We start from the raw sequence: 22,499 nt of genomic DNA on the forward strand, positions 1-22,499 counted from the left end.
GGTCCGTCGTCATCCCATTCTCTCCAGGAGGTCCGGGGTCACCTCGTGCTCCAGCGGGACGCCGCCGGCGTACCGGGCGATCTCCTCGACCACCAGCCGGCCCTGGCGGGCCCGGCCCGAATCGGTGCCGGCCGCCTGGTGCGGGGTGAGCAGCGCGTTCGGCAGTCCGCGGAACGGGTGCCCGACAGGCAGCGGCTCCTCGTCGAAGACGTCGATCGCCGCGTCCAGCCGTCCTGTACGCAGCTCCGCCAGCAGCGCGGCCTCGTCGACGAGCCACGACCTGGCGGTGTTGACCAGCCCGGCGCCGTCCGGCATCAGCGCCAGCTCCCGTGCCCCGAGCAGGTGGCGCGTCTCCGGCAGCGCCGGGGCGTGCACGGCGACGATCCGGCTGGTGGACAGCAACTCGTCGAGCTCCACGGCCCCGTCGTGGTACGGGTCGGCGACGCTGACCTCGGCGCCGAGGGCGCGGACGAGGTCCAGGTATGCCTGGCCGGTCCGGGAGGCGCCGATGACGCCGATCGGGCAGCCGAGGATCTCGCGCCTGGCCGGCGCCCGCTCGGCCGTCTCCCACGGCAGGCCGCTGCGCAGGGCGTGGTCGAAGCGGTGCACCTGGTGCAGCAGCGCCAGGGTGAAGGTCAGCGCCACCTCCGCCACCGACCGCGCCATGGCCGCACCCGCCTGGGTGACCCGGATGCCGCGCGCCCACAACTCCCCGGTGACGAACGGCTTGACCGTCGCCCCGGTGTGCGCGACCAGCCGCAGTCCGGGCGCCCGGTCGAGCAGCGCGGCGGTGAGCGGCGGCGTTCCCCAGGAGGTCACCAGCACGTCGGTGCCGGGCAGCGACTCGGGGAGCGCCCGGTGGTCGTCGACCAGCCGTACGTCCCCCAAGGCCAGCAGGGCCGCGGGGTCGGGGAAGAACTGCTCGCGCAACCGCGGCGAGACGCTGACCAGGACGCGCACGGGGGAGTCAGCGCAGCCAGGCATCGCGGTGCTCCGCCACGAAGTCGTCGTCGGTCAGCCACGGGTAGGCGGCGCTGACGCGGGTCAGTTCCTCGGCCTGGCCGGGGGAGAGGCCCTCGCCGGGGTCGAGGCACCAGGTCCCGTCCAGCAGGCCCTGCCTGCGCAGCACCTCGTGCACCCCGGCGATGCAGCCGGCGAAGGCGTTGGCGGCGTCGAAGACGGCGGCGTTGGCGTCGGTGAGCGCCGTGGCCCGGCCCCACCACGACGCCGGGTCGTTCCGCAGGCCGTCGAACATCTCCACCGCCGCCCGGGTCCACACCGCCCACTGGCCGAGCAGCCCGCCGGTGAAGCGCAACCCGCCGGGCAACTCGGCCAGCAGGTCGCCGATGATGTGGTCGTCGTTGCCGGTGTACAGCGTGACCTGGTCGGCCCGGTCGGAGGCGGCCACGCCGTGCGCCACGTCCAGGGATCGATAGCGGTCGAACGCCGCCACCTTGACCGCGACCGTGGAGGGCTGGTCGGCCAGCGCCCGCCAGAAGCCGCGCGACAACACCGGCCCGCCGATGGCCGCTTGCAGGTAGAAGCCGATGACCGGCAGCACCTCGCCCACGGCCGCGGCCCGCGCCAGCAGGTCGTCCTCGGAGGCGCCCGGCACGACCGGCGAGAGCAGTACGGCGTCGTACCCGAGCGAGGCGGCCAGTTCGGCCTCGGCCACCGCCTGCGCGGTCGGCCCGCACGCCCCGGCGACGAGCACCGGCCGTTCACCGGCCGATTCCGCGGCCACGTCGGCGGCCAGGCGCAGGACCGGCTTCAGCAGCCCGGCCCGGCGGATCTCGAACTGGGTCGTGTGCACGCCCACCGCCAGCCCACCGGCGCCCGCGGCCAGGTAGTACCGGGTCAGCGCGGCCTGGCGGCGCTCGTCGAACACCCGGTCCGCGGTCAGCGCCAGCGGGTGGGCGGGGATGACGGTCCCGGCCCGCAGGCGGGACAGCGCGGAGGGCGGGGTGGGCATCAGAATCTCCCGTCTCGAACGGCGAACTTGGTGGGTTTGCCCGACGTCGGCAGCCCGGCGGACAACCAGGCGGCCTGCCAGTCGATGAGCGTGCCCAGCGGCACCTGCGGGTAGCCGAAGAGCCGGTGGCAGAGCGTGGCGTCGTTCAGCAGCGCCGTCTCGGCCTCCGATCCGTCGAAGGACACCGGTGTGCCGAGGCGCGCGCCGAAGTCGGCGGCCACCCTGCGGACCGAGGCGGTCTCGGGGCCGGTCAGGTTCAGCGTGAAAGGCGTGCCGGCCGTCGCGTGGCCGAGCGAACGCAGCACGACCTCGTTGGCGTAGCCCTGCCAGACCACGTTGACGTGCCCGGTCGTCACGTCCACCGCAGTGCCGGACAACACCCGCTGCCCGATGTCGGCGAGCACGCCGTACCGCAGGTCGACGGCGTAGTTGAGGCGGATGAGCGTCACGGCCGTGCCGCGGGTGGCGGACGCGTGCTCGAAGATGCGTTCGCGTCCGAGGCAGCTCATCGCGTACTCGCCCACCGGCCCCACCGGGTCGCCCTCGGCGCTCCCGCCCGACGAGAGGGGCACCAGCGGGTAGACGTTGCCCGTGGACAGCGCGGCCACGCGTGCCCCGCCGTACCGTTCGGCGACGCGGGCGGGCAGTGCCGCGTTGACGACCCAGGCGAGGTACGGCGCGGCGGACGTGCCGAACTTCGCCCCGACCATGAAGACCACGTCCGAGGCGTCGGGCAGCGTGCCCAGGTCGCCGTCGAGCAGGTCGAAGGGGACGACGTCCACGCCGTGCCCGGCGAGGGCGGCGGCGGCCGTACGGTCGGACCAGCGGGAGACGGCGAAGACGCGGTCGGCGCCGCGCCCGGCGGCGTCCAGGCCGCGCCGGGCCAGGCGGCACAGCGTGGGCCCCATCTTGCCCCCGGCGCCCAGCACGACCAGGTCGCCGGAGCCGGCGGCGAGGTCGGCGACGAGCGACTCGGAGGGACGGGTGAGGTGCTCTTCCAGATCGTCGACGGAGGTGAACATCAGCCCTTGATCCCCGACATCGTGACTCCTTCGGTGAAATATCGCTGGCCGACCAGATAGGCGGCGAAGATCGGTACGAACGCGACCGTGGCCCCGGCCAGCACGACGCTGAGCGGGACGTTCTCCGTCTGGAGGGAGGCGATGCCCACGGTCAGGGTACGCATGTCGGCGCCGCCGCCGATGATGAGCGGCCAGAGCAGGTCGTTCCAGTGCCACAGGAAGACGAAGACGCCCAGCGTGGCCAGGATCGGCTTGCACAGCGGCAGGACGATCCTGCTGAAGATCCGCCATTCTGAGGCGCCGTCGAGCCGGGCCGCCTCGAACAGCTCGTCCGGCAGGCCCATGATGAACTGCCGCATCAGGAACACCGCCTGCGCGTTGGCCAGCGTCGGCAGGATCAGCCCCCAGTAGGTGTCCACCCCGCCCAGCTCGGCGATGAGCATGAACGTCGGGATGAGCGTCACGTGGTACGGCACCATGACCATGGCCAGGAACGACCAGAACATGGGCTCGCGGCCGGGGAAACGTTTCTTGGCGAAGGCGTATCCGGCCAGCGAGGCCAGCAGCAGCACGGCCACCACGCTGATGACGGAGTAGATCAGCGTGTTGACCGTCCAGGTGACCAGGTCGCGCCCGCCCAGCACCTCGCCGTAGGCGCCGAAGTCGACCGGCCAGGGCAGCATGCTCTCCGGGAACGTCACGGCCGTGCCCGGCTTCAGCGACAACACGACCATCGCGTAGAAGGGGAACAACGTGACCGGCGTGGCCACGGCCAGCAGGACGAACCTGACGACCTTCCCGGCCCGGGTCGGCTCCAGCGCCTTGTACGAGCGATACTTCGTCACTTCGACCTCCCGATGATCAGGCGCTGGATCAGCGCGACCACGAGGGTCATGACGAACAGCGCGACGCCGATGGCGCTGGCGTAGCCGAAGTCGAAGTTCTTGAACGCCTGCTCGTACAGGGCCATGACCAGCGTGAAGCTGCCGTGTGCCGGGCCGCCGCCGGTCATCACGTAGACCAGGTCGAACACCTGGAAGGAGTTCGTCGTCTCGATGACGGCGACGAAGAACAGCGCGGGGCGCAGTTGCGGGGCCACGATGTAGCGGAACCGCTGCCAGGTGGAGGCGCCGTCGGTGAGCGCGGCCTCCTCCAGCTCCCGTGGCAGGTCCTGGAGCCGGGCCAGGACGATCAGCATGCCGTACCCGAACCTGGACCAGACCGAGACGATCACCAGGGCCGGGATGACCAGCGTGGTCGAGGCCAGCCAGGACTGCCCGGTGAGCTTGGTGATCGGCCCCTCGGAGGAGAACAGCCAGGTGAAGACCGTCCCGGCCAGGACCAGGCTGGTCACGACGGGCAGGAAGAAGACCGAGCGGAAGAAGGCTGCCCCGCGGAAGGCGCGGCGTACCAGCAGCGCCATGCCCACCGAGGCGGCCATCGACGCCGGCACGTAGAGGATCGTGTAGATCAGCGTGATGCGGAGTGATTCCCAGAAGACGGGGTCGGTGGCCATCCGCCGGTAGTTGTCCACGCCGGTCCACGTCGGGCTGTCGCCGATGGAGGAGTCGAAGAACCCCAGCAACACCCCGGCGACGGACGGGCCGAACCGGAACAGCAGGAAGAGCAGGAGGCACGGCAGGACGAACAGCAGTCCGGTCCGCGCCTCCCACCGCCTGACGTCGAGCGCCGCCATCAGCCACCCAGCAGCGCGTTCGCGGCCTTGGCCGCGTCGGCGAGCGCCTGCTCGGGCGTCTTCTTGCCGATCAGCGCGGCCTGGATCTCGGGAGCCAGGACGCCCATCACATCACGTGCCTTCTCGTGCAGCGGCCCGGCCGTGGTCAGGTCGAGCGTCTTCTCCACCTCGGACTGGACCGGGTCGTCGGCGTACAGCGCGCCGGTGGACTTGCGCGGGGAGAAGTAGCCGGAGGCCAGGTCGTACGCCTTGCTCGGGGCGGCGCCGGTGGCGAAGCCGATCCACTTGCCCGCCGCCTCCTTGTGGTCGGACGCCTTGAGCAGGGTCAGCGAGCCGACGGTGCCGTAGGCGACCTGCTTGGTGTCGGTCAGCGGAGGCATGACCTTGATGTTCTCCTTGCCCCAGAACGACTCGACGTCGGCGGGGAGCTGCTGCCAGGTGCAGGCCACCTTGTTCTGCGCGGTCCTGGTCTGCTCGAACTTGGGCAGCCCGGTCAGCAGGTCCTTCTCCACGAAGCCGCCCTCGGCCAGGTCCTTCAGGAACGTCAGCGCCTTGACGCCCTCGGGGCCGGCGAAGCCCGCCGACTTGCCGTCGGCGCTGAACACGTCGCCGCCCGCCTGCCACAGCAGCGGGTAGAACGACTGGTTGAGGGTGGCGGCGGGGTCGGCCCAGTAGTTGGTGACGTCCACGTCCTTGGCCTTGAACTTCGGGGCCAGGGTGAGCACGTCGTTCCAGGTCTTGGGGAACTCGGTGACCCCGGCGGCGTCGAAGGCCTTCTGGTTGCAGACCAGCGGGTTGGCCGACATGAGGATCGGCGCGCCCATGACCTTGCCGTCGATGGTGACCGACTTCAGGGCGTTGTCCCGGTAGTCGGCCTTGTCGGCCAGGTAGGCGTCGACCGGCTCCAGCGTCTTGGCGTACTTGGGGAGCTGGTCGGGGATGAGGTAGACCACGTCGGGCGCCTTGTTGCCGGCGATCGCCGTGGACAGCGCCTCGTCGCGCTTGGCCCACGGGTAGATCTCGACCTTGACGTCGATGTTCGGGTTGGCCGCCTCGAACGCCTTGGTCTGCTCGTCCCAGAACGCCTGGTGCTTGGCCTGGTCGACGATGGTCGGGTAGACCCACATGGTCACGGTCTGCTTCTCGTCGCCTCCGGAACCGCCGCCGCAGGCGGTCAAGGTACCGAGGGCGGCCGCAGCGGCGGCCAGCGCGCGCAGTCGCATGTTCGTTCCTTCCTAGGATGCGGGCACGGTGAGGACCGTGCCGCTGTGCCGGGCCTTCTCGGCGGCGAAGACCGCGAGGTGGCTGTGGAGCGACTCGGTGGGGCCCGAGCGCACGTGTGCGGGGTCGCCGGTGGCCAGCGCGGTGACGAAGGCGTCCATCACGCCGTCGTCGCCGCCGCCGTGGCCGTCGCCGGCGTTCGAGCCGGTCTCCGCGACGCCGCGACGGGTGGTACGGCCGTCGCGGAAGTCGAGCACCTCGACCGACTCGCCGTCGCCGATCAGCCGCCCGTGGGTGCCGAAGATCTTCGTCTGGCGGTGGGTCTGCTCGGTGAAGGCGGTCATGGTGAAGGTCGCGGTCGCCCCGCCGGTCAGCTCCATGGCGAGGACCTGGTGGTCGACCACGTCGTTGTCGCAGGCGTAGACGCACCTGCCGTACGGGCCGGTGCGCAGGGCGTCCATGACCTGCTGCTCGTTCTCGCCGAGGACGCTGGTCGGCCAGTCGTAGCCGCGGTTCAGGTACAGCCGCGGCGCCGAGTACGGGCAGCCGGGCTCCAGGACGCAGTCGAGGCAGCGGTCGGCGGCCTCGGCCGGACGCCGCTCGGGCCTGAAGTGGCCGAGCGAGCCGAAGCTGGCGACCTTCTCGATCCTGAGCCCGGTGACGTAGGCCAGCCAGTCCAGGTCGTGGGAGGACTTGGCCAGCAACATCGGGCTGGCCAGGCGCTCGCTGCGCCAGGGGCCGCGCACGTAGGAGTGCGCCTGGTGCCACCAGCCGACCGGTTCCAGGTGCTCGACGCTCATGACCTCGCCGAGCACCCCGCTGTCCACGGTCTCCTTCACCAGCGCGGTGTAGGGGGTGTAGCGAAGCACGTGGCAGACGGCGAAGAGCACGCCCGTCTCGCGGACGGCCGAGACGATCTCGCGGCACTCCTCCTCGGTCGGCGCCATGGGCTTCTCCACCAGCAGCGCGTAACCCGCCCGGGCCAGGGCGACGGCGGGCTCGACGTGCAGGCGGTCCTGGGTGGACAGGACGACGGCGTCGGCCACCCGCTCGCGCAGCAGCTCGCGCCAGTCGGCGAGCTCGCGCACCCCGGGCCCGGCGAGCCTGGCCCGGCGGGCGGGGTCGGGGTCGGCCACGGCGACCAGCTCCGCGCGTTCGGGGTGGGCGGCGATCCAGGAGGCGTACGTCTGCCCCCGGTTGCCCGCTCCCGCGACCGCCAGCGTGACTTTGCGCACCTAGATCACCAGATTTCCTGAAGTGAGGACCTTCGGGCCGTCGGCCGGCAGCTCCCTGGTGACGCCCTCCTCGACGTTGCCCGTGTGCTGGACCACCTCGAAGGACTTGATCGACAGGCGGCCGCCGCCGAACTGGCAGCCGGTCGCCGTGTAGCGGTTCTTGCCGGAGTCGAGCTGGACGTGGGCGCCGGCGTTCTGGCTCCGGATCCCGGCCAGGTGCCAGGAGACGAGCCCGGCGCCCTCCACCCGCGACAACCCGGCCCCGGCCAGTTCGGTGCCGCCGTCGAGGCGGACGCGCTGGTCGGCCTTGCCGAGGGCGGCGAGGCCCACGTTCTTGACGGTGCAGCCGGTCAGCGACACCGACCCGGCGAGGACCAGCGGGGCCGCACCCTCGGCGCCGTTCAGCGTGGAGCCGGACAGGCGCAGGTCGGCGCCGTTGAAGGTGTTGCCGTTCAGGCCGTTGAACGTGGTACGGCTGATGTGCACCGGCGCGGTCACGTTCGCCTGGACGATCTCGCTCTTGGCCGGGACGTTGAAGACGCAGCCCTCGATCAGGTTGGGGCGGCCGGACAACTTCGACTGCTGGGAGACGATCAGCGTGTGGCTGGCCGAGCAACCGCGCATCTGCACGCCGTCGGCGTTGACCCAGATCATGCCCGAGCCGTCCAGCGACGGCTTGCCGATGACCTGAAGGTCCTCCAGCGTCAGGTCGGTGACCTTCACCCGGGCCACGAACCACGAGCAGACGTGCTTGCGCACCGTGATCCGCTTGGCCGCCGAGCCCCAGGCCGCGCCGGAGTTGGCGAAGGTCATCAGGCCGGAGTTGCCGGTGTAGGTCAGGTCGTGCTCGTACTGGCCGTGGGTGACGAACGGGCCCTGGTCGTCGCCGTCGCCGTGGCAGTTCTCCACGTAGCAGTAGGCGCTGGCGGTGAAGTCGTTCAGGTGGCGGGCGTTGGCCGTGTGGCAGTCGCTGACGTGGCCGTAAAGGCAGTAGATCTGCTGGGTCAGGTAGCCCGCCCCGCCCCACGTCACGCTGGCGGGGTTCTTCAGCGTGCAGCGCTCGGTGCGGAAGTGGGTGGCCCAGCGCCGCATGATCAGCGGCCAGAACGTGCCCGTGCCGTGGATGCCCTCGACGTCGCAGTGGACGGCGTACTCGTAGGCCAGCGGGTGCGAGCCGGTGTACTGGTCGCCGTCCGCGACGCCCTCGAAGCGCAGGTTGCGTACGTGCACGCGCTCGACCGGCTCGACGAGGGTCCACGTGATCGTCCGGCCGGCGGCCAGCTCCCAGCCGTTCTTGTACCCGACGCGGATGTGCGTGCCGTCGACGATCTGAGTGATCTCGACCAGCTTCTGCAGCTCCCGCTCCCAGCGGCCGGACAGCGCGTTGACCTCGGCACTCCACCACTGCCCGACCTTGAAGGCGGCGGAGTCGGCGACCTCGAAGACGTCCGACAGGTCGGGCACCGCGGCGCTCAGCTTGTGGGTGACCGTGGTGGAGGTGACCTTGCCGCGGAAGAACAACACCGCCGCGAACGGGTCGTCCTGACCGGCCTTCTCGATGCCCACGGTGCGCATCGTGTGGCCGCCGAAGTCGAGCACCAGGCCGGAGCGCTGGAACTTGTGCCGCTTGACGAAGTTGAGGTCGGTGTGGGCCTCGATCCTGGACACGGCCGGGTCGTTGACCATGGCCTCCAGCGCCGCGTCCGCGGGCGTCTTGTCGTCGAAGAGGCCGAACGCCCGGAAGTCGAGGCAGCCGTCGTGCAGCTGGATCCAGCGGCCCTTGGGCGCGGAGCCGAGGACCGTGCCGCCGTTGGCGGCGGCGGTGGACGCGGCGTCCCAGCGGACGAGCTTGCCGCCGCCGTCGCCCGGCTTGAGATAGCCCGCGACCTGCGCCAGCGTGCCGTCCGCCAGCTTGGCGGCCTCGAAGGCGAGCAATTCGGCGACGGTGCCGACGGCCTGCACCTCGTCCTTGGGCTTCTTGTCCGGCTCGGCGAGCGCGGGCTTGGTCATCAGGACGGTGCCGACAGCCGCTAAACCGGTGACGCGCAGGATGTCACGACGTTCCATGGGAGGGGTTCCTTACAGTGCGAGGGTGTCGGCGATGAGGACGCGGGGACCGGACGGCGGGAAGGCGCGCTCGACGCCCTCCTCGGTGCAGCCGGTGTGCACCAGGACGGTGGCGGCCCGCAGATCGAGGCCGCCGCCGGTGAATCGGGAGCCGGTGGCGCGGAAGCGGTTGTCGCCCGCGGCCAGCTCGACGCGGGTGGCCGAGGCCGTACAGGCCGCGAGTTCCCAGGACAGCACTCCCGGACCGGCGGCCCGGGAGAGGGCGCCGCCCTCCAGCGTGACGCCCTCCAGGCGCAGCCGCTGGTCGCGTACGGCGCTCAGCTCGACCCGCACGCCGTCGAGCCGGCCGCCGCTGATCACGACGTCGGACGAGCCCAGCGAGACCTGGCCCTTGCCGCTCAGGACGCACCCGGTGAAGCGCAGGGGACCCGAGCCGCGCAGGGTGGCGCCGTCGAGGCCGGTGATGACGCACTCCTTGAAGTGCAGCGCGTTGCTCACCGGCGTCTGCACCAGCACCTGGTCCTTGGGCAGGTCGAAGGAGCAGCCCTCGATGACGTTGGGCCGGCCGGAGCGGTTGGAACGCTGGCCGATCGCGACCGTCCTGGCCGAGCAGCCGCGCATGTGCAGCCCGTCGGCGTTCACCTGGAGCGTTCCCGCCGGGTCGAACGTCGAGCGCGGGATCACCCGTACGTCCTCCAGCGTCAGGTCGGTGATCTTCGTCCCGGCCACGAACCACGAGCACAGGTGCTTGCGCACGGTGATGCGCTTGGCGCTGGTGCCCCACAGGGCGCCGCTGTTGGCGATGTCCATGAGGCCGGAGTTGCCGGTGAAGACCAGGTCGTGCTCGTACTGGCCGTGGGTGGTGAAGGGGTTGCCGCCCTCGTCGTCGCCGTCGCCGTGGCAGTTCTCGACCGTGCAGTAGGCGCTGGCGGTGAAGTCGTTGAGGTGGCGGACATTGGACGTGGTGCAGTCGGCGACGTGGCCGTACAGGCAGTAGATCTGCTGGGTCAGGTAGCCGGCGCCGCCGTACATGACGGTCGGGGGGTTCTTCAGGCTGCAGCGCTCGGTGCGGAAGTGGGTGCACCAGCGCCGCATGATCACCGGCCAGAAGCTGCCGGTGGCGTGCACGCCGTCGACGTCGCAGTGGACGGCGTACTCGTAGGCGATCGGGTGCGAGCCGGTGTACTCGTCGCCGCCGGGGGCGGCCTCGAAGCGCAGGTCGCGTACGTGGGCGCGTTCGACCGGCCTGGTCAGCGTCCAGGTCAGCGTACGGCCGGCCGCGAGCTCCCAGCCGTTCTTGTAGTTCACCCGGACGTGCCGGCCGTCCACGATCTGGGTGATCTGGACCAGGCGCTGCAGCTCGCGTTCGTACGTGCCGGCCAGCCGGTCGACCTCCACGGCCCACCACTGGCCGACCCGGAACTCGCGGGAGTCGACCTCGAAGACGTCGGCCAGGTCGGGGACCGTGGCCGTGAGCGTACCGGTGACGACGGTCTTGGTCGTCTCGCCCTGGAAGAACAGGACCGCGCCGAACGGGTTGTCGTGGGAGTTCTTCTCGATGCCCTCGGTGGTCATGGTGTGGCCGCCGAAGTCGAGCACGATGTCCGAGCGCCGGAAGGTGTGGCGCCTGACGAAGTTGAGGTCGGTGCGGGCCTCGATCCTGGACACGGCCGGGTCGTTGACCATGGCCTCCAGCGCCGCGTCCGCGGGCGTCCTGGCGTCGAGGACGCCGAACGCCCGGAAGTCGAGGCAGCCGTCGTGGACCTGGATCCAGCGGCCCTTGGGCGCGGAGCCGAGGACCGTGCCGCCGTTGGCGGGGGCGGTGGAGGCCGCGTCCCAGCGGACGAGCTTGCCGCCGCCGTCACCGGCGCGATGGTAACCCGCGACACGCAGGAGCGTGCCGTCGGCGAGTCGGGAGACGTCGAGCGCGAGAAGGCGTGCGACGTCGGCTACATGGTTCATGGGGGGAAGGCCTTCGGGAACGGGGTGATGGGAAGGCCGGGCGGCGTGCGAAGGCGGGCAGGCGGCGGTGCTGCGGCCCTGGACCTCCGGCGCCGGGGCCGCGGCGCTCGGAGTCGGCTCTTCGCCCGAAACGATTGGCGAGGACGCTAGACAGTGGCCGCCGATCTGTCAAGCCGTCACGCGGGATGCCCGAGACTCCTGGAGATCGTCGCCGCGGTCTCCCGCACCTCCCGGCCGAGCTCCTGGTAGCGCCAGGCGGGCAGGTCGCGCTTGAGCGAGGTGATGCTGATCGCGCCCACGCAGGCGCCGGTGTGGTCGCGCAGCGCGCTGCCGATGCAGAAGATCCCGTCGGCGTCCTCCTCGTCGTCGACCGCGTAGCCGAGCTCCCTGACCGTCTTCAGGTGGGCCAGCAGCAGCGGCAGCTCAGTGATCGTGTGGCCGGTCCTGCGCGGCTGGCCGACCTGGCCGACGACCCTGGCGACCTCGTCGTCGTCCATCTCGGCCAGCAGTGCCTTGCCCAGCCCGGTGCAGTGGGGCAGCTCTCTGGTGCCCATCCGCAGGTCGACCTGGATGCGCTCGCCGTTGCTCACCTGGTCGACGACGACGGCCTGTCCGGCCTCGGGCACCGCGAGCCTGGAGTTCATCCCGGTGCGCTCGGTGAGCTGGACCAGCGCCGGCCGGGCCACGTCGCGCAGCGAGAGCTGGTCCTGGGCCCTCGCTCCCAGCCTGGCCAGCGCCATGCCCAGCCGGTAGCGGCGGTTCATGCCCTCGCCGTCGTCGGCGACCAGGCTGTAGGCGCGCAGCGTGTAGAGCGTGGCGAAGGCGGCGCTCTTGCTCAATCCGCAGGCCGCGGCGACTTCGGTCACGCTCATGCCGCCGCCCTGCCCCACGCGGGACAGGACCTCAAGCACCTCGGCGGCGCGGGCGACGCTGCGGACCCAATATCGCGATTCCTCAGCAGCAGTGTTCGTCACAGCCGAACAGTTTAGCGGAATTCATCGTTGACCCCCACCCATTCTCGTGTTTCAATCTCCCTCGACTGTTCGGTATTGCCAAACACTGTTCGGAATTTGTGGCGGATGACCAGCGCACCCCAGGCCGGGCCGGGCCGGGAGGCGCGTCAGAGGAGAGAGATTTGAAGCACCTAGCCGAGCGCGCCCGCCAGGTCATCCCCGGCGGCGTGAACAGCGGGCAGCGCAGCATCCCCGGGCTCACCGACCTGGTGATCACCGAGGCCGCCGGCGCCCGCTTCCGCGACTCGCAAGGACGGGAGTACGTCGACTACCACGCCGCCTTCGGCCCGCCGCTGCTCGGCCACAACGACCCCGACGTCGGCGCGGCCGTCGCCGAGGCCGGCCGAACGGTCGACCTGTGCGGCGTGGGCGTCACCGCCGGCGAGGTCGAGCTCGCCGAGACCCTGGCCGAACTCGTGCCGAGCGTGGAGAAGGTGCTCCTGACCAGCACCGGCAGCGAGGCCACCTTCCACGCCCTGCGTGTGGCCAGGGCCGCGACCGGCCGCCGGCTCGTGGTGAAGTTCCAGGGTTGCTACCACGGCTGGCACGACGCGGTCAGCCTCAACGTGATCTCCGCGCCGGAGAAGGTCGGCACGCACGACCCGATCTCGACCGGCATCCTGCCCGAGGTGCTCGAGGCCACGCTGGTCCTGCCGTTCAACGACGAGCAGGCCGTACGGCGGGCGTTCGCCGAGCACGGCGACGACATCGCCGCCGTCATCCTGGAGCCGGTGCCGCACAACGTCGGCTGCCTGCTGCCCGAGCAGGAGTTCCTCCGGACGCTGCGCGAGGAGTGCACCAGGGCGGGGAGCGTACTGATCTTCGACGAGGTGATCACCGGCTTCCGCCACCACCTCGGCGGCTGGCAGGCGATCTCCGGGATCACCCCCGACCTCACCACCATGGGCAAGGCGATCGCGAACGGCTACCCGGTGGGCGCGCTCGGAGGCCGCGCCGATCTCATGGAGCTGTTCAGCTCGCGGCCCGGTGGCCCGGCCTTCTTCGCCGGCACCTACAACGGCCACCCGGCCGTCGTCGCGGCCGCCCTGGCCACGCTGCGCAAGCTGCGCGAGGAGCCGGTGCACGAGCACGTCTTCCGCCTCGGCGAGCGGATCAGGACCGGGCTGGCCGAGGTCTTCGCCTCGCTGGACATCCCGGCGCTGGTCAGCGGGTACGGCTCGGTCTTCGTCGGATATTTCATGACCGGACCCGCCCGCACCTACGACGACCTGCTGCGCAATGATGCCAACATGTTCATCGGGTACCGCCGCCGCCTGCTGGAGCACGGCATCTTCGAGTTGCCTCTCAACCTCAAGCGCAGCCACGTCTCCTACGCCCACACCGACGCCGACGTCGACCACCTGCTGGAATCGGCCGCCACGGCCGCCGAGCTCGCCCGCGGCGACGTGCTCGACCTGACCGGCGCCAGCACCATGGGCGGAGCCGATGCTCACCGTTGACACCAAGCGCCCGACCGGCCCCGCCGGACGGATCAGCCGCGTCGAGACCCTGTCCCTCGGCACCGCCTGGCGCGACTTCTCCTACGTACGCGTCCACACCGACGAAGGGCTCACCGGCATCGGCGAGATCACCCACCCCTACCGGGGCCGGGAGACCTGCTCGCTGACCGAGGCCATGGCACAGCGCCACCTGATCGGCGCCGATCCCTTCGACGTCGAGGAGATCTGGCTGCGGATGTACCAGGGCGACTTCCTGCGCGGCGGCGACGTCGGCGGCATCGTCGTCTCCGGCGTCGACCAGGCGCTCCACGACATCATGGGCAAGGCGCTCGGCGTGCCCGTCTACCGGCTGACCGGCGGCGCCTGCCGCGACTCCGTACGGGTCTACGCCAACGGCTGGTACACCGGCGAGCGCGACCCGCAGGTGTTCGCGGCCAAGGCCAAGGAGGTCGCCGCGCGCGGCTACACCGGGCTGAAGTTCGACCCGTTCGGGGCCGGGCTGGGTGAGTTGTCCCGGGCCGAGCTGCGGCTCTCGGTCGACATCGTCGCGGCCGTCCGCGAGGCCGTGCCGGATCTGGACCTCTTCGTCGAGGGGCACGCCCGCTTCGCGATGCCCACCGCCGTCCGGCTCGTACGCGAACTGGAGCCGTTCGACCTCGGCTGGTTCGAGGAGCCGCTGCCGTGGACGCACATCGAGCGCTACGCCGAGCTGCGGGCCCGCGCCGCCATGCCCATCTCCGGCGGCGAGCACTTCCACAACCGCTACGAGTACGCCCGGCTGTTCGCCACCGGCGCGGTCGACATCATCCAGCCCGACCTGTCGATGGCCGGCGGGTTCACCGAGATCAGGAAGCTGGCCGCGCAGGCCGACGTGCACGCCATGCTCGTCGCCCCGCACAACTCCAACTCCCCGCTGTGCACCACCGCCTCCGTCCACGCCGTGCTCGGCATGCCGAACCTGCTCGTCCTGGAGACGTTCGACGGCATGCTGGAGCCGTACGTCTTCGAGGCGCTGAAGGGCGTGCTGCCCGTGACCGACGGCCACATCGGGCTGCCGGAGCGGCCGGGGCTCGGCGTCGAGCTGGCCGACGAGGTCTTCGCCGAGCACCCGCCGTCCCACCGGTTCTGGAACATGTTCAAGGAGGGCTGGGAGAAGCGTGATCGTTGACGTCCACTCCCACCTGTTCACCTGCCCGGACGACGTCGGCGACCCGTTCGCGGCCGAGTCCGCCCGCGCGCACGGCGGTCACGTCGACCTGACCGTGCGCTGGGCGGACTACGCCGCCACCTCGCCCCCCGGCACCCGCACCGTCGTGGTGGGCGGCAAGGCCAGGCGTTCGGGCCTGTGGGTGGACGACGCCGCCGTGGCCGCCTACGCGGGCGAGCACCCCGACCGGCTCATCGGCTACCTGTCGCTGGACCCCACCCAGCCAGGCTGGCGCGACGAGCTGGAACACGGCCACCGCGACCTCGGGCTGCGCGGCATCAAACTCATGCCGATGTACGCCGGTTTCGACCCGGCCGCCCCCGAGCTGGACGACCTGTACGCCTACGCCGCCCGCCACGGCCTGCCGCTGCTCGTCCACACCGGGACCACGTTCGTCTCGGCCGCGCCCCTGCGGTACGCGCTGCCGGTGCACCTGGACGAGGTCGCCATCAGGCACCCGGAGCTGCGCATGGTCCTGGCCCACCTCGGCCACCCGTACGAGGGGGAGTGCATCGCGGTGATCCGCAAGCACCGCCACGTCTACGCCGACGTCTCCGCCCTGCACTACCGCCCCTTCCAGCTCTGGCACAGCCTGCGCCTGGCCCAGGACTACGGGGTGTGGGCCAAGCTCCTGTTCGGCAGCGACTACCCCTTCACCACGGTGGACGCCTCGGTGGAGGGGCTGCGGGCCGTCGGCGCCGTCCCCGGCATCCCCGGCCTGCCGCCCCTGGACCAGGAGGAGATCGAGAAGCTCATCCACCGCCCGTCGCTCGACCTGCTGGGGTTGTCATGACCGAACTGGCCGTCGTCACCGGCGCCGCCAGGGGCCTCGGCCAGGCCATCGCCGGACGCCTGTCGGCCGACGGCTACCGGGTGATCACCGTCGACCGGCCGGGCGCGGGCTGCGCGTACGGGTTCGACCTGGCCGACACCGAGGGCCTGGCCGGGCTCGCCGACGCGGTCCGGCGCGACCACGGGCCGATCCACGTCCTGGTCAACAACGCCGGGGTGGCTCGTCTTGAGCACTTCAACGAGATCACCGTGGCCGGCTGGCAGGCCGTCATGCGGGTCAACTGCGACGCGCCGTTCTTCCTGTCGCAGCGGGTGGCCGAGCACATGATCGCTGACGGGGTCCGGGGGCGGATCGTCTCCGTCTCCTCCAAGAACGGCCTCATGGCCGAAGCCGGCCTGGCCCACTACAACGCCTCCAAGGGCGCCCTGGAACTGATCACCCGCTCGCTCGCCGCCGAGCTGGGCGCGCACGGCATCACCGTCAACGCCGTCGCGCCCGGCATGATCGCCACCCCGATCGACGGGGACTTCCCCTTCGACCGCGAGGCGTTCGAAGCGGCGTGGGAGGAGCGGATCCCGCTGCGCGGCGGCTACGGCCGGCCGGACGACGTCGCCGGCGCGGTGGCCTACCTGGCGTCGGAGGCGGCCCGTTACGTCACCGGCTCCACCCTGGTCGTCGACGGGGGAGTGCTGGCCGACCAGATGCCCAGGCTCCGCTTCATGCCGCCCTACCGGAACTCACTGCGTCCCGGCCCTTAGCGGTCGCGGGTGTGCTCCCGGCGTCACCCGTCCAGGACCCCGCCGCCGATCTTGCGGAGGACCACGCCGAGCAGGCGGTCCGCGGTCAGGTATCCCGAGTGGCGGGAGTCGTACGAGCGGTTCGCGTTGTCCCCCAGGACGACCAGGCGGCCCGTCGGCACCCGCGTGCCCGGCGCGGTGCGCAGGGCGGGCACGGTGTCACGCGGTATCGGGTCGCCCGGGACGGCCGCGACCCGCTTGATGATCCAGCGTGCTCCGGTGACGGTCCTGTCCCCGCCGGGGTCCGCGCCCAGGATCACGACCTGGCCGGTACGCAACGACCGGGACGACGTCCGCCGGACGAGCACACGCTCGCCCGGCCGGTACGCGGGCAGCATGCTCTCGCCGTGGACCGTCACCACCACGTACCGCCGGCGCAGCCAGACCGCCCCGGCGACCAGCCCTGCCACGCCCGCGACCAGCGCCACCGCACCGGGATTCGGGCCGGTCATCGTGCCGCCCCCGTCGGCTGCGCGTCGTCCCGGTAGCCGGCGGCCTGCCGGGTGAACAGCCGCGCGTACGCGCCGCCGCCGGCCAGCAGCGCCGCGTGCGTGCCCTCCTCGGTCACGACGCCGTCGGCCAGCACCACGATCCGGCCGGCGTCACGGACCGCCCCGAGTCGATGCGAGACGAGCACGCTGGTACGCCCGCCGCGCAGCCGCGCGAGCTGCCGATGCACCTCGTACTCGGCCTCGGGGTCCAGCCCGGCGCTGGGCTCGTCGAGGATCATCAGGTCGCGGTCGTGCCGGAGGAACGCCCTGGCCAGGGCGACCCGCTGCCACTGCCCGCCGGACAGCGCCACGCCCTCAGCCGTTCCGTCCTCCTGGTCGGGGCGGAACCCGCGGCTCAGCAGCGTGCGGTACCCGGCGGGCAGGGCCTCGACGGTGTCGTGGACGCCGGCCTCCCGCGCCGCCCGCTCGATCCGCGCCCGGTCCCCGGCGGCGGACAGGTCGCCCACCGCGATGTTGTCGGCCGCGGTCAGCTCGTAGGCCACGAAGTCCTGGAAGACCGCGCCGATCCGGGCGCGCAGCGTCTCCGGCGGCACGTCGCGGAGGTCGACCCCGTCCCACAGGACGACGCCGCGCGTCGGGTCGTAGAACCGGCACAGCAGCTTCACCAGCGTGCTCTTGCCCGCGCCGTTCCGTCCGACCAGGGCGACCGAGTCGCCGTGCGGGATGAACAGGTCGAGGCCGCGCAGCACCCACGGATGGTCCTCGCTGTAGCGGAACCAGACGTCACGCAGCTCGATGCCCCGGCGCAGCGGCGGCAGGGAACGGGGACGCTCCGGCACGGGCAGGCCGGGCCCGGCGGTCACGATCGCGACATGGTGATGGAACGTCAGCAACTGCTCGTACGCCATCACACCCGCCGACACCACGACGTTCAGCGCGGACTGGACCCCGGCGACGGCGGCCACGAACATCGACACGTCACCGACGCCGAGTTGCCCGCGGCCCGCCGCGAGGATCGCCCAGACCAGCCCCGCACCGGCCACGACCGCCGAGGTGCCCGCCAGGCTGGCCCGTACCAGGAACTCCCGCCGGTCCGTCCGGCGGCGGGCGGCGTTCGCCGAGCGCAGCTCGGTCAGCATGCGCAGCCGCAGGAACGCGCCGAGATCGAACAGCCGGGTCTCCTTGGCGGCGTCCACGGTGGACATCAGCTGCGCGTAGAACATCTCCCTGCGCTCGGCGGGACCGATCCGCCACAACATCGCGACCCGCTGCCGCGACATCCGGAGCTCGATGAGCAACGCAGGCACGGCCGACACCACGACCAGCACGGTGAACCCCACGTTGATCACCACCAGGGCCCCGATGAACCCGGCGACGGTGAGCGCGCCGCGCGCGGCCGAGAGCGCCGTGTCCACCAGCCTGCCGGGGTTGCTCGCGCTCTGCTGGGCCAGGCGCAGCCGGTCGAGGAACGCGGGGCTCTCGAACCGGGCCAGCCCCGGGAAGCCGGACACCGCCGCGAACAGCTCGTCCTTGGCCCGCAACGCCGCCCGGCGGTCCACCTCGGCACGCAGGTACTGCCCGGCGTGCGCCGCCGCCGCGCCGGCCGTCGTCACGGCGGCGATGCCCAGCGCCAGGCCGGGCAGCACGCCGGCCCGCCCCGATGCCACCCCGTCGAGCACGGCCTTGGCCAGCCACGCCAGGGCGACCGGTCCGGCCGCGCCGACGAGGGTGGTCGCCAGGTAGGCGAGCACGTGGGCCGGCGCCGCCCGCCACACCGTCCCGGCGGCGCGGGCCGCGCACCCCGCCAGGACCCGCGAACTCGGTGCCGTGGCGGGCCGGCTGCCGGTCACGCCGGGGATCCGGCTGCCAGCCGGGAGAGCCTGGGCGCGGTCGCGAGCAGCCTGCCGCCCGCGGACACCTGGAAGAAGGCCGGGAAGGACCGGACCCGGAACGCGTCGGCCACGTGCGGGCGCGCGTCGTCCAGGACGACCTGGGCGACCGGCAGCAGCGTCGTGACCAGCTCCGCCGGGTCCCCGGACCGGCCGTCGACCACGGCCAGCACCCGTGACCGGTCCTGCCCCGCCGCCCAGGAGGCCAGCTCGGGAAGCTGCTCGTGACAACCTCGGCAGTCCGGCGAGAGGAACGCGACGACCGTCCCCTCGGGCAGGAGGTCGCGCGTCACGTGGCCCCCTTCCACGGTCGTCGCGTCGAAGTCGCCGACGACCTCGCCGACGGCCACCCCGCCGGACGCTCCGGCCGGGCCGCCCGCGTCGGCGAGCTCGTACAGGGCGTCGATCAGTTTCGTGTGCTCCTTGAGCCGGCGGACCACGGCGAGGGTCAACACCAGGTCCACCAGACACAGGGCGCCGACGAGGACCACGGTCGCGATCAGGTAGGGCACAGGACACCTCCGTGTGAAAGCTCATGAACGTGCCCGGCCGCGTCATGCCGCCGGGCACCGGTCATCGTGGCGGGTGATCAGTAGCAGTAGTCGTAACGCTGGCAGGAGCCACACGAACGGTGACCGTCCGGGTAGTAGCAGCAGTAGCGGCCGATGCCCCAGCCGCTGCAGCACTCGTAGGAGCAGTCGGTGGCGCGGGCCACCGTGTGCGGCACGATCATTTCGAGCAGCCGGTCGGCCATTCTGGTCATCGCACGCATCGAAGCCTCCCTTTCGGCAGTCCCGAGCGGGCCCTCGCCCGCTCGGCGCGGCGGGGTCCGGCCGGCCCAGGGCCGCCGTACCGCCGCTCGTCGCAGCCTGCACCCAGGGGTTGATCGATCTCTGAATGATTTCTTAACGGCCTATCGGCGCTGGTCACAGGCCGTGATGCGGGCCCGTACCCGGTCGGCCTGCGTATCGCCGAGCGTGTCGTAGCACTCCGCCGCCCGCCGCCAGGCGTCGAGCGCGGAGGCGGTGTCGCCCGCCCGTAGGTGCGTCTCGCCCAGGCGGACCAGCGTCTCGGCGGCCGGGTGCAGGTCGCCGCAGCCGCGCAGCAGCTCGACGGCCCGCTCGTAGCACGTCACCGCCTGCGCGAGGTCGCCCATGGCCGCCAGCACGTAGGCGATGCTGTCCCAGGCGTGCCCTTCGCCCTGGGCGTACCCGGACTCGGCCAGGATGCGCTGCGCCCGGCGGCAGTGGTCCAGCGCCTCGTCGTACTCGCCGGCCTCGGCGTGCAGCCAGCCCGCGTTGTTCAACGCCCGTGCCTCGCCGATGACGTCGCCCACCTGCCGGAACAGCTCCCGCGCGCGCAGCACGTGGCCCAGCGCCTCGCCGGAGCGCAGCCGGTTCAGCGAGGTCGAGACGCCGAGGTGCAGGTGCGCTTCGAGAACCGGCTCGTCGAGGTCCTCGTGCAGGTCGATCGCCCGCCGGAAGTGCTCGACCGCCTCCCGTTCCAGGCCGAGCTTGGCGTGGGCGCGCGCGATGCTGCTGTGGGAACGGGCCTGGGCCAGCCGGTCGCCGAGCCGGCCGGCCGCGTCCAGCGCCACGGCCTGAACGCTCAGGATCTGCTCCCACGGGCCGTGGCGCTGCATGAACTCGGCGAACGCCCACGCCAGTTGCCACGTGTGCCGGTCCAGCCCCGCCGCGGCCGCCTCCGCCAGCAGGGACGGCAGCGTCACCGCCTCGTCGGCGTACCAGCGCAGGGCCTCCACCGGGCCGGCGAACCGTTCCCGCACGGCCCCGCGTGCCCGCGGCTCCGGCGTCAGCCGCTCGCGGTGGGGGTAGCAGAGCTCGCTCGCGGCGCACGCCGAGTGCAGGTAGTAGTCCAGCAGCCGCCGCGTCGCGGCACGCAGCGCCGCGCGGCTGTCCATGGCCCGTGCCAGCTCCGCCGCGTACACCCGCAGCAGGTCGTGCGTACGCAGGCGGCCACGCGCGCGTACGTCGATCAGGTTGGCGCGGACGAGCTGCGCCGACAGCTCACCCGCGGTCTCCACCGGAAGGGCGGCCAGGCTCGCCGCGGCCGCGAGCGGCAGGGCCGGGCCGGGGTGCAGCCCGAGGCGCCGGAACAGGCGGATCGCGAGCGCGGGCAGGTGCCGGCACGACCGCCCGAAGACGTGGCGCAGGTCGACCGCCGGATCGGTGTGGGCGAACGGTTCCAGGTCCGTGCCGGCCCGCGCGAGGTCCGCGGCGGCCTTGGCCAGCGGCAGTTCGTCGCCCTGCGCGAGTTGTGCCGCGACGATCGCCAGTGCCAGCGGCAATCGGCCGCACCGGCGGATGATCAGCGCGGTGGCCTCGGGCTCGGCCGCCAGCCGGGGTTCCCCCAGCCGCGCCGCCAGCAGGCGGTGGGCGTCGTCGTCGGGGAGGACGTCCAGGCGTACCAGGGAGGCCCCTGTGGTGACCGCGAGACCGGACAACTCGGAACGGCTGACGACCAGCGTCAGGCATCCCGGCGCGGTGGCCAGCAGTGGGCGTACCTGGTCGGCGCCGCGCGCGTCGTCGAGCACGACGAGGACCCGCCGGCTGGCCAGCAGGCTGCGGTAGAGACCGATCCGGGCCTCGACGTCCGACGGCACCTGCGTCTCCGGGACCCCGAGGGCGGTGAGGAACCGGGGGAGCACCGCGGCCGCGTCGGCCGGGCCGAGCGTGCCGAGATCGGCGTGCAGCTGGCCGTCCGGGAAGCGGTCGCGGTTCACGTGGGCCCAGTGCAGCGCGAGTGACGACTTGCCCACTCCGGGCGGTCCGGAGATCGCGCAGACCGCGGCGGCCGGCGGCTGGTCGCCGCGCGCCGCCGCGGTCAGCCGGGCCAGCTCGGCCGCCCGGCCGACGAAGCCCCTCAGGTCGCCGGGGAGCTGGGCGGGGACCACGCGGGCGGGGTCGGCCGTGTCACCGGAGCGCAGCAACATCCGATGGGCACGCCGCAGCGCCGCGCCGGGTTCGACGCCCAGCTCCTCGGCCAGCGTCCGGCGCACGCCGGCGAAGCGGGCCAGCGCCTCGGCCGTACGGCCCCAGGTGTGCAGCGCCTCGATCAGCGCGACGGCGACCAGTTCGTCCAGCGGGTGCTCGTCGGCCAGCGGCGACAACGCGGCCACCGCGGCCGCGGCGTCGCGGGTGGTCACCGCGCGTGCCCACCGCAGCAGGTTCTCCTTGCGTTCGTCGTGCAGGCGGTGGCGGGCGCGTTCGGCCCATTCGCCGGGCAGCCCGGTCAGTGGGTCGCCGCGCCACAACTCCAGGGCCTCGCCGAGCAGCCGCGCCGGATCGGGTTCGGTCGTCGCCCGTTCGGCGAGACCGCGGAAGCGCGACACGTCCACGGCGGAGTCGTCCAGGTCGAGCAGGTAGCCGCCGGGCCGGTGGACGACGGCGCCCTCGTCCGCCAGGACGTCGCGGCGGACGCGGGTGATGAGCGTGTACAGGGTGCGCCGCGCCCCCGGCGGGACCCGTTCGCCCCAGACCCGTCCGAGCAGCGACTCGACCGGGACGACCCGGCCGACCTCCCACGCGAGCGCGGCCAGTGCCAGCGCCACCTGTGGCGGTCGCACCGGCAGCACCTGCCCAGGACGTTCCACTTCCACCGGGCCGAGTAATCGGATCAGCACGACGGCGCACCCCCTGCTCGTGGATCTTGTTCGAGCGTAACCAACGTCCGGGAGCCGTGGGGGCCGTGAG

General features: G+C 72.2%; 19 protein-coding genes. 4 read left to right on the forward strand and 15 right to left on the reverse strand.

Annotated features, from left to right (window positions below):
• Window positions 1-9: 9 nt before the first annotated feature.
• From IEZ27_RS23065 to IEZ27_RS23110, 10 genes are all read right to left on the reverse strand, one after another.
• Window positions 10-984 (reverse strand): hydroxyacid dehydrogenase, encoded by a 975-nt coding sequence (locus tag IEZ27_RS23065; protein WP_189649141.1) that lies wholly within the window; start codon window positions 982-984, stop codon window positions 10-12.
• Window positions 968-1,972, reverse strand: a complete 1,005-nt coding sequence (locus tag IEZ27_RS23070; RefSeq protein ID WP_189649142.1) for a dihydrodipicolinate synthase family protein — start codon at window positions 1,970-1,972, stop codon at window positions 968-970. Before IEZ27_RS23070 ends, IEZ27_RS23065 begins: the two co-directional genes overlap by 17 nt.
• Entirely contained in the window at window positions 1,972-2,994 is a 1,023-nt protein-coding gene (locus IEZ27_RS23075; RefSeq protein WP_189649143.1) for an NAD-dependent epimerase/dehydratase family protein, read from the reverse strand. The genes IEZ27_RS23070 and IEZ27_RS23075 overlap by 1 nt, the downstream gene beginning before the upstream one ends.
• On the reverse strand, window positions 2,994-3,839 hold the full coding sequence (locus tag IEZ27_RS23080; protein WP_229824251.1) for a carbohydrate ABC transporter permease: 846 nt from the start codon (window positions 3,837-3,839) through the stop codon (window positions 2,994-2,996). The genes IEZ27_RS23075 and IEZ27_RS23080 overlap by 1 nt, the downstream gene beginning before the upstream one ends.
• Window positions 3,836-4,690, reverse strand: coding sequence for a carbohydrate ABC transporter permease (locus IEZ27_RS23085; protein ID WP_125636079.1), 855 nt, complete (start codon window positions 4,688-4,690; stop codon window positions 3,836-3,838). The genes IEZ27_RS23080 and IEZ27_RS23085 overlap by 4 nt, the downstream gene beginning before the upstream one ends.
• Window positions 4,690-5,913 carry an ABC transporter substrate-binding protein gene (locus tag IEZ27_RS23090; protein WP_125636080.1) on the reverse strand — a complete coding sequence of 408 codons (1,224 nt, stop codon included), beginning with the start codon at window positions 5,911-5,913 and terminating at the stop codon, window positions 4,690-4,692. The genes IEZ27_RS23085 and IEZ27_RS23090 overlap by 1 nt, the downstream gene beginning before the upstream one ends.
• 12 nt (window positions 5,914-5,925) lie before the next feature.
• Entirely contained in the window at window positions 5,926-7,146 is a 1,221-nt protein-coding gene (locus tag IEZ27_RS23095) for a Gfo/Idh/MocA family protein (RefSeq protein WP_189649144.1), read from the reverse strand.
• Window positions 7,147-9,213, reverse strand: a complete 2,067-nt coding sequence (locus IEZ27_RS23100; protein ID WP_189649145.1) for a peptidase C14 — start codon at window positions 9,211-9,213, stop codon at window positions 7,147-7,149.
• Between the two features lie 12 nt (window positions 9,214-9,225).
• Window positions 9,226-11,175 carry a hypothetical protein gene (locus tag IEZ27_RS23105; protein ID WP_229824252.1) on the reverse strand — a complete coding sequence of 650 codons (1,950 nt, stop codon included), beginning with the start codon at window positions 11,173-11,175 and terminating at the stop codon, window positions 9,226-9,228.
• A gap of 176 nt (window positions 11,176-11,351) precedes the next feature.
• Window positions 11,352-12,149, reverse strand: coding sequence for an IclR family transcriptional regulator (locus IEZ27_RS23110; RefSeq protein ID WP_125636083.1), 798 nt, complete (start codon window positions 12,147-12,149; stop codon window positions 11,352-11,354).
• Between the two features lie 161 nt (window positions 12,150-12,310).
• Here IEZ27_RS23110 and IEZ27_RS23115 point away from each other — a divergent pair, with 161 nt between their 5' ends.
• Genes IEZ27_RS23115 through IEZ27_RS23130 form a run of 4 tightly spaced genes read left to right on the forward strand, consistent with a single transcriptional unit; the run spans window position 12,311 to window position 16,406 of the window.
• Window positions 12,311-13,648: an aspartate aminotransferase family protein gene (locus IEZ27_RS23115; RefSeq protein ID WP_189649146.1), complete on the forward strand. Its 1,338-nt coding sequence runs from the start codon at window positions 12,311-12,313 to the stop codon at window positions 13,646-13,648.
• A complete protein-coding gene (locus IEZ27_RS23120; RefSeq protein ID WP_189649147.1) occupies window positions 13,635-14,816 on the forward strand; it encodes a mandelate racemase/muconate lactonizing enzyme family protein in 1,182 nt (393 codons plus the stop codon). Before IEZ27_RS23115 ends, IEZ27_RS23120 begins: the two co-directional genes overlap by 14 nt.
• Window positions 14,806-15,648 (forward strand): amidohydrolase family protein, encoded by an 843-nt coding sequence (locus IEZ27_RS23125; protein WP_189649148.1) that lies wholly within the window; start codon window positions 14,806-14,808, stop codon window positions 15,646-15,648. The genes IEZ27_RS23120 and IEZ27_RS23125 overlap by 11 nt, the downstream gene beginning before the upstream one ends.
• Entirely contained in the window at window positions 15,645-16,406 is a 762-nt protein-coding gene (locus tag IEZ27_RS23130; protein ID WP_189649149.1) for an SDR family NAD(P)-dependent oxidoreductase, read from the forward strand. The genes IEZ27_RS23125 and IEZ27_RS23130 overlap by 4 nt, the downstream gene beginning before the upstream one ends.
• A gap of 23 nt (window positions 16,407-16,429) precedes the next feature.
• On the opposite strand, the gene IEZ27_RS23135 is transcribed toward IEZ27_RS23130, so the two are convergent.
• From IEZ27_RS23135 to IEZ27_RS23150, 5 genes are all read right to left on the reverse strand, one after another.
• A complete protein-coding gene (locus IEZ27_RS23135) occupies window positions 16,430-16,897 on the reverse strand; it encodes a S26 family signal peptidase (RefSeq protein WP_189649150.1) in 468 nt (155 codons plus the stop codon).
• Complete coding sequence (locus IEZ27_RS23140; RefSeq protein WP_229824253.1) at window positions 16,894-18,747, reverse strand: ABC transporter ATP-binding protein; 1,854 nt, start codon at window positions 18,745-18,747, stop codon at window positions 16,894-16,896. The genes IEZ27_RS23135 and IEZ27_RS23140 overlap by 4 nt, the downstream gene beginning before the upstream one ends.
• Window positions 18,744-19,298 (reverse strand): TlpA family protein disulfide reductase, encoded by a 555-nt coding sequence (locus IEZ27_RS54085; RefSeq protein ID WP_229824254.1) that lies wholly within the window; start codon window positions 19,296-19,298, stop codon window positions 18,744-18,746. Before IEZ27_RS54085 ends, IEZ27_RS23140 begins: the two co-directional genes overlap by 4 nt.
• A 77-nt stretch (window positions 19,299-19,375) precedes the next feature.
• Window positions 19,376-19,558 carry a hypothetical protein gene (locus tag IEZ27_RS23145; protein ID WP_125636090.1) on the reverse strand — a complete coding sequence of 61 codons (183 nt, stop codon included), beginning with the start codon at window positions 19,556-19,558 and terminating at the stop codon, window positions 19,376-19,378.
• A gap of 141 nt (window positions 19,559-19,699) precedes the next feature.
• Window positions 19,700-22,429, reverse strand: coding sequence for an AfsR/SARP family transcriptional regulator (locus IEZ27_RS23150; protein WP_189649152.1), 2,730 nt, complete (start codon window positions 22,427-22,429; stop codon window positions 19,700-19,702).
• Between the last annotated feature and the right edge of the window lie 70 nt (window positions 22,430-22,499).

The sequence above is a fragment of the Nonomuraea spiralis genome, from assembly GCF_014648435.1.
In the GTDB taxonomy this organism is placed as follows: Bacteria; Actinomycetota; Actinomycetes; order Streptosporangiales; family Streptosporangiaceae; genus Nonomuraea; species Nonomuraea spiralis.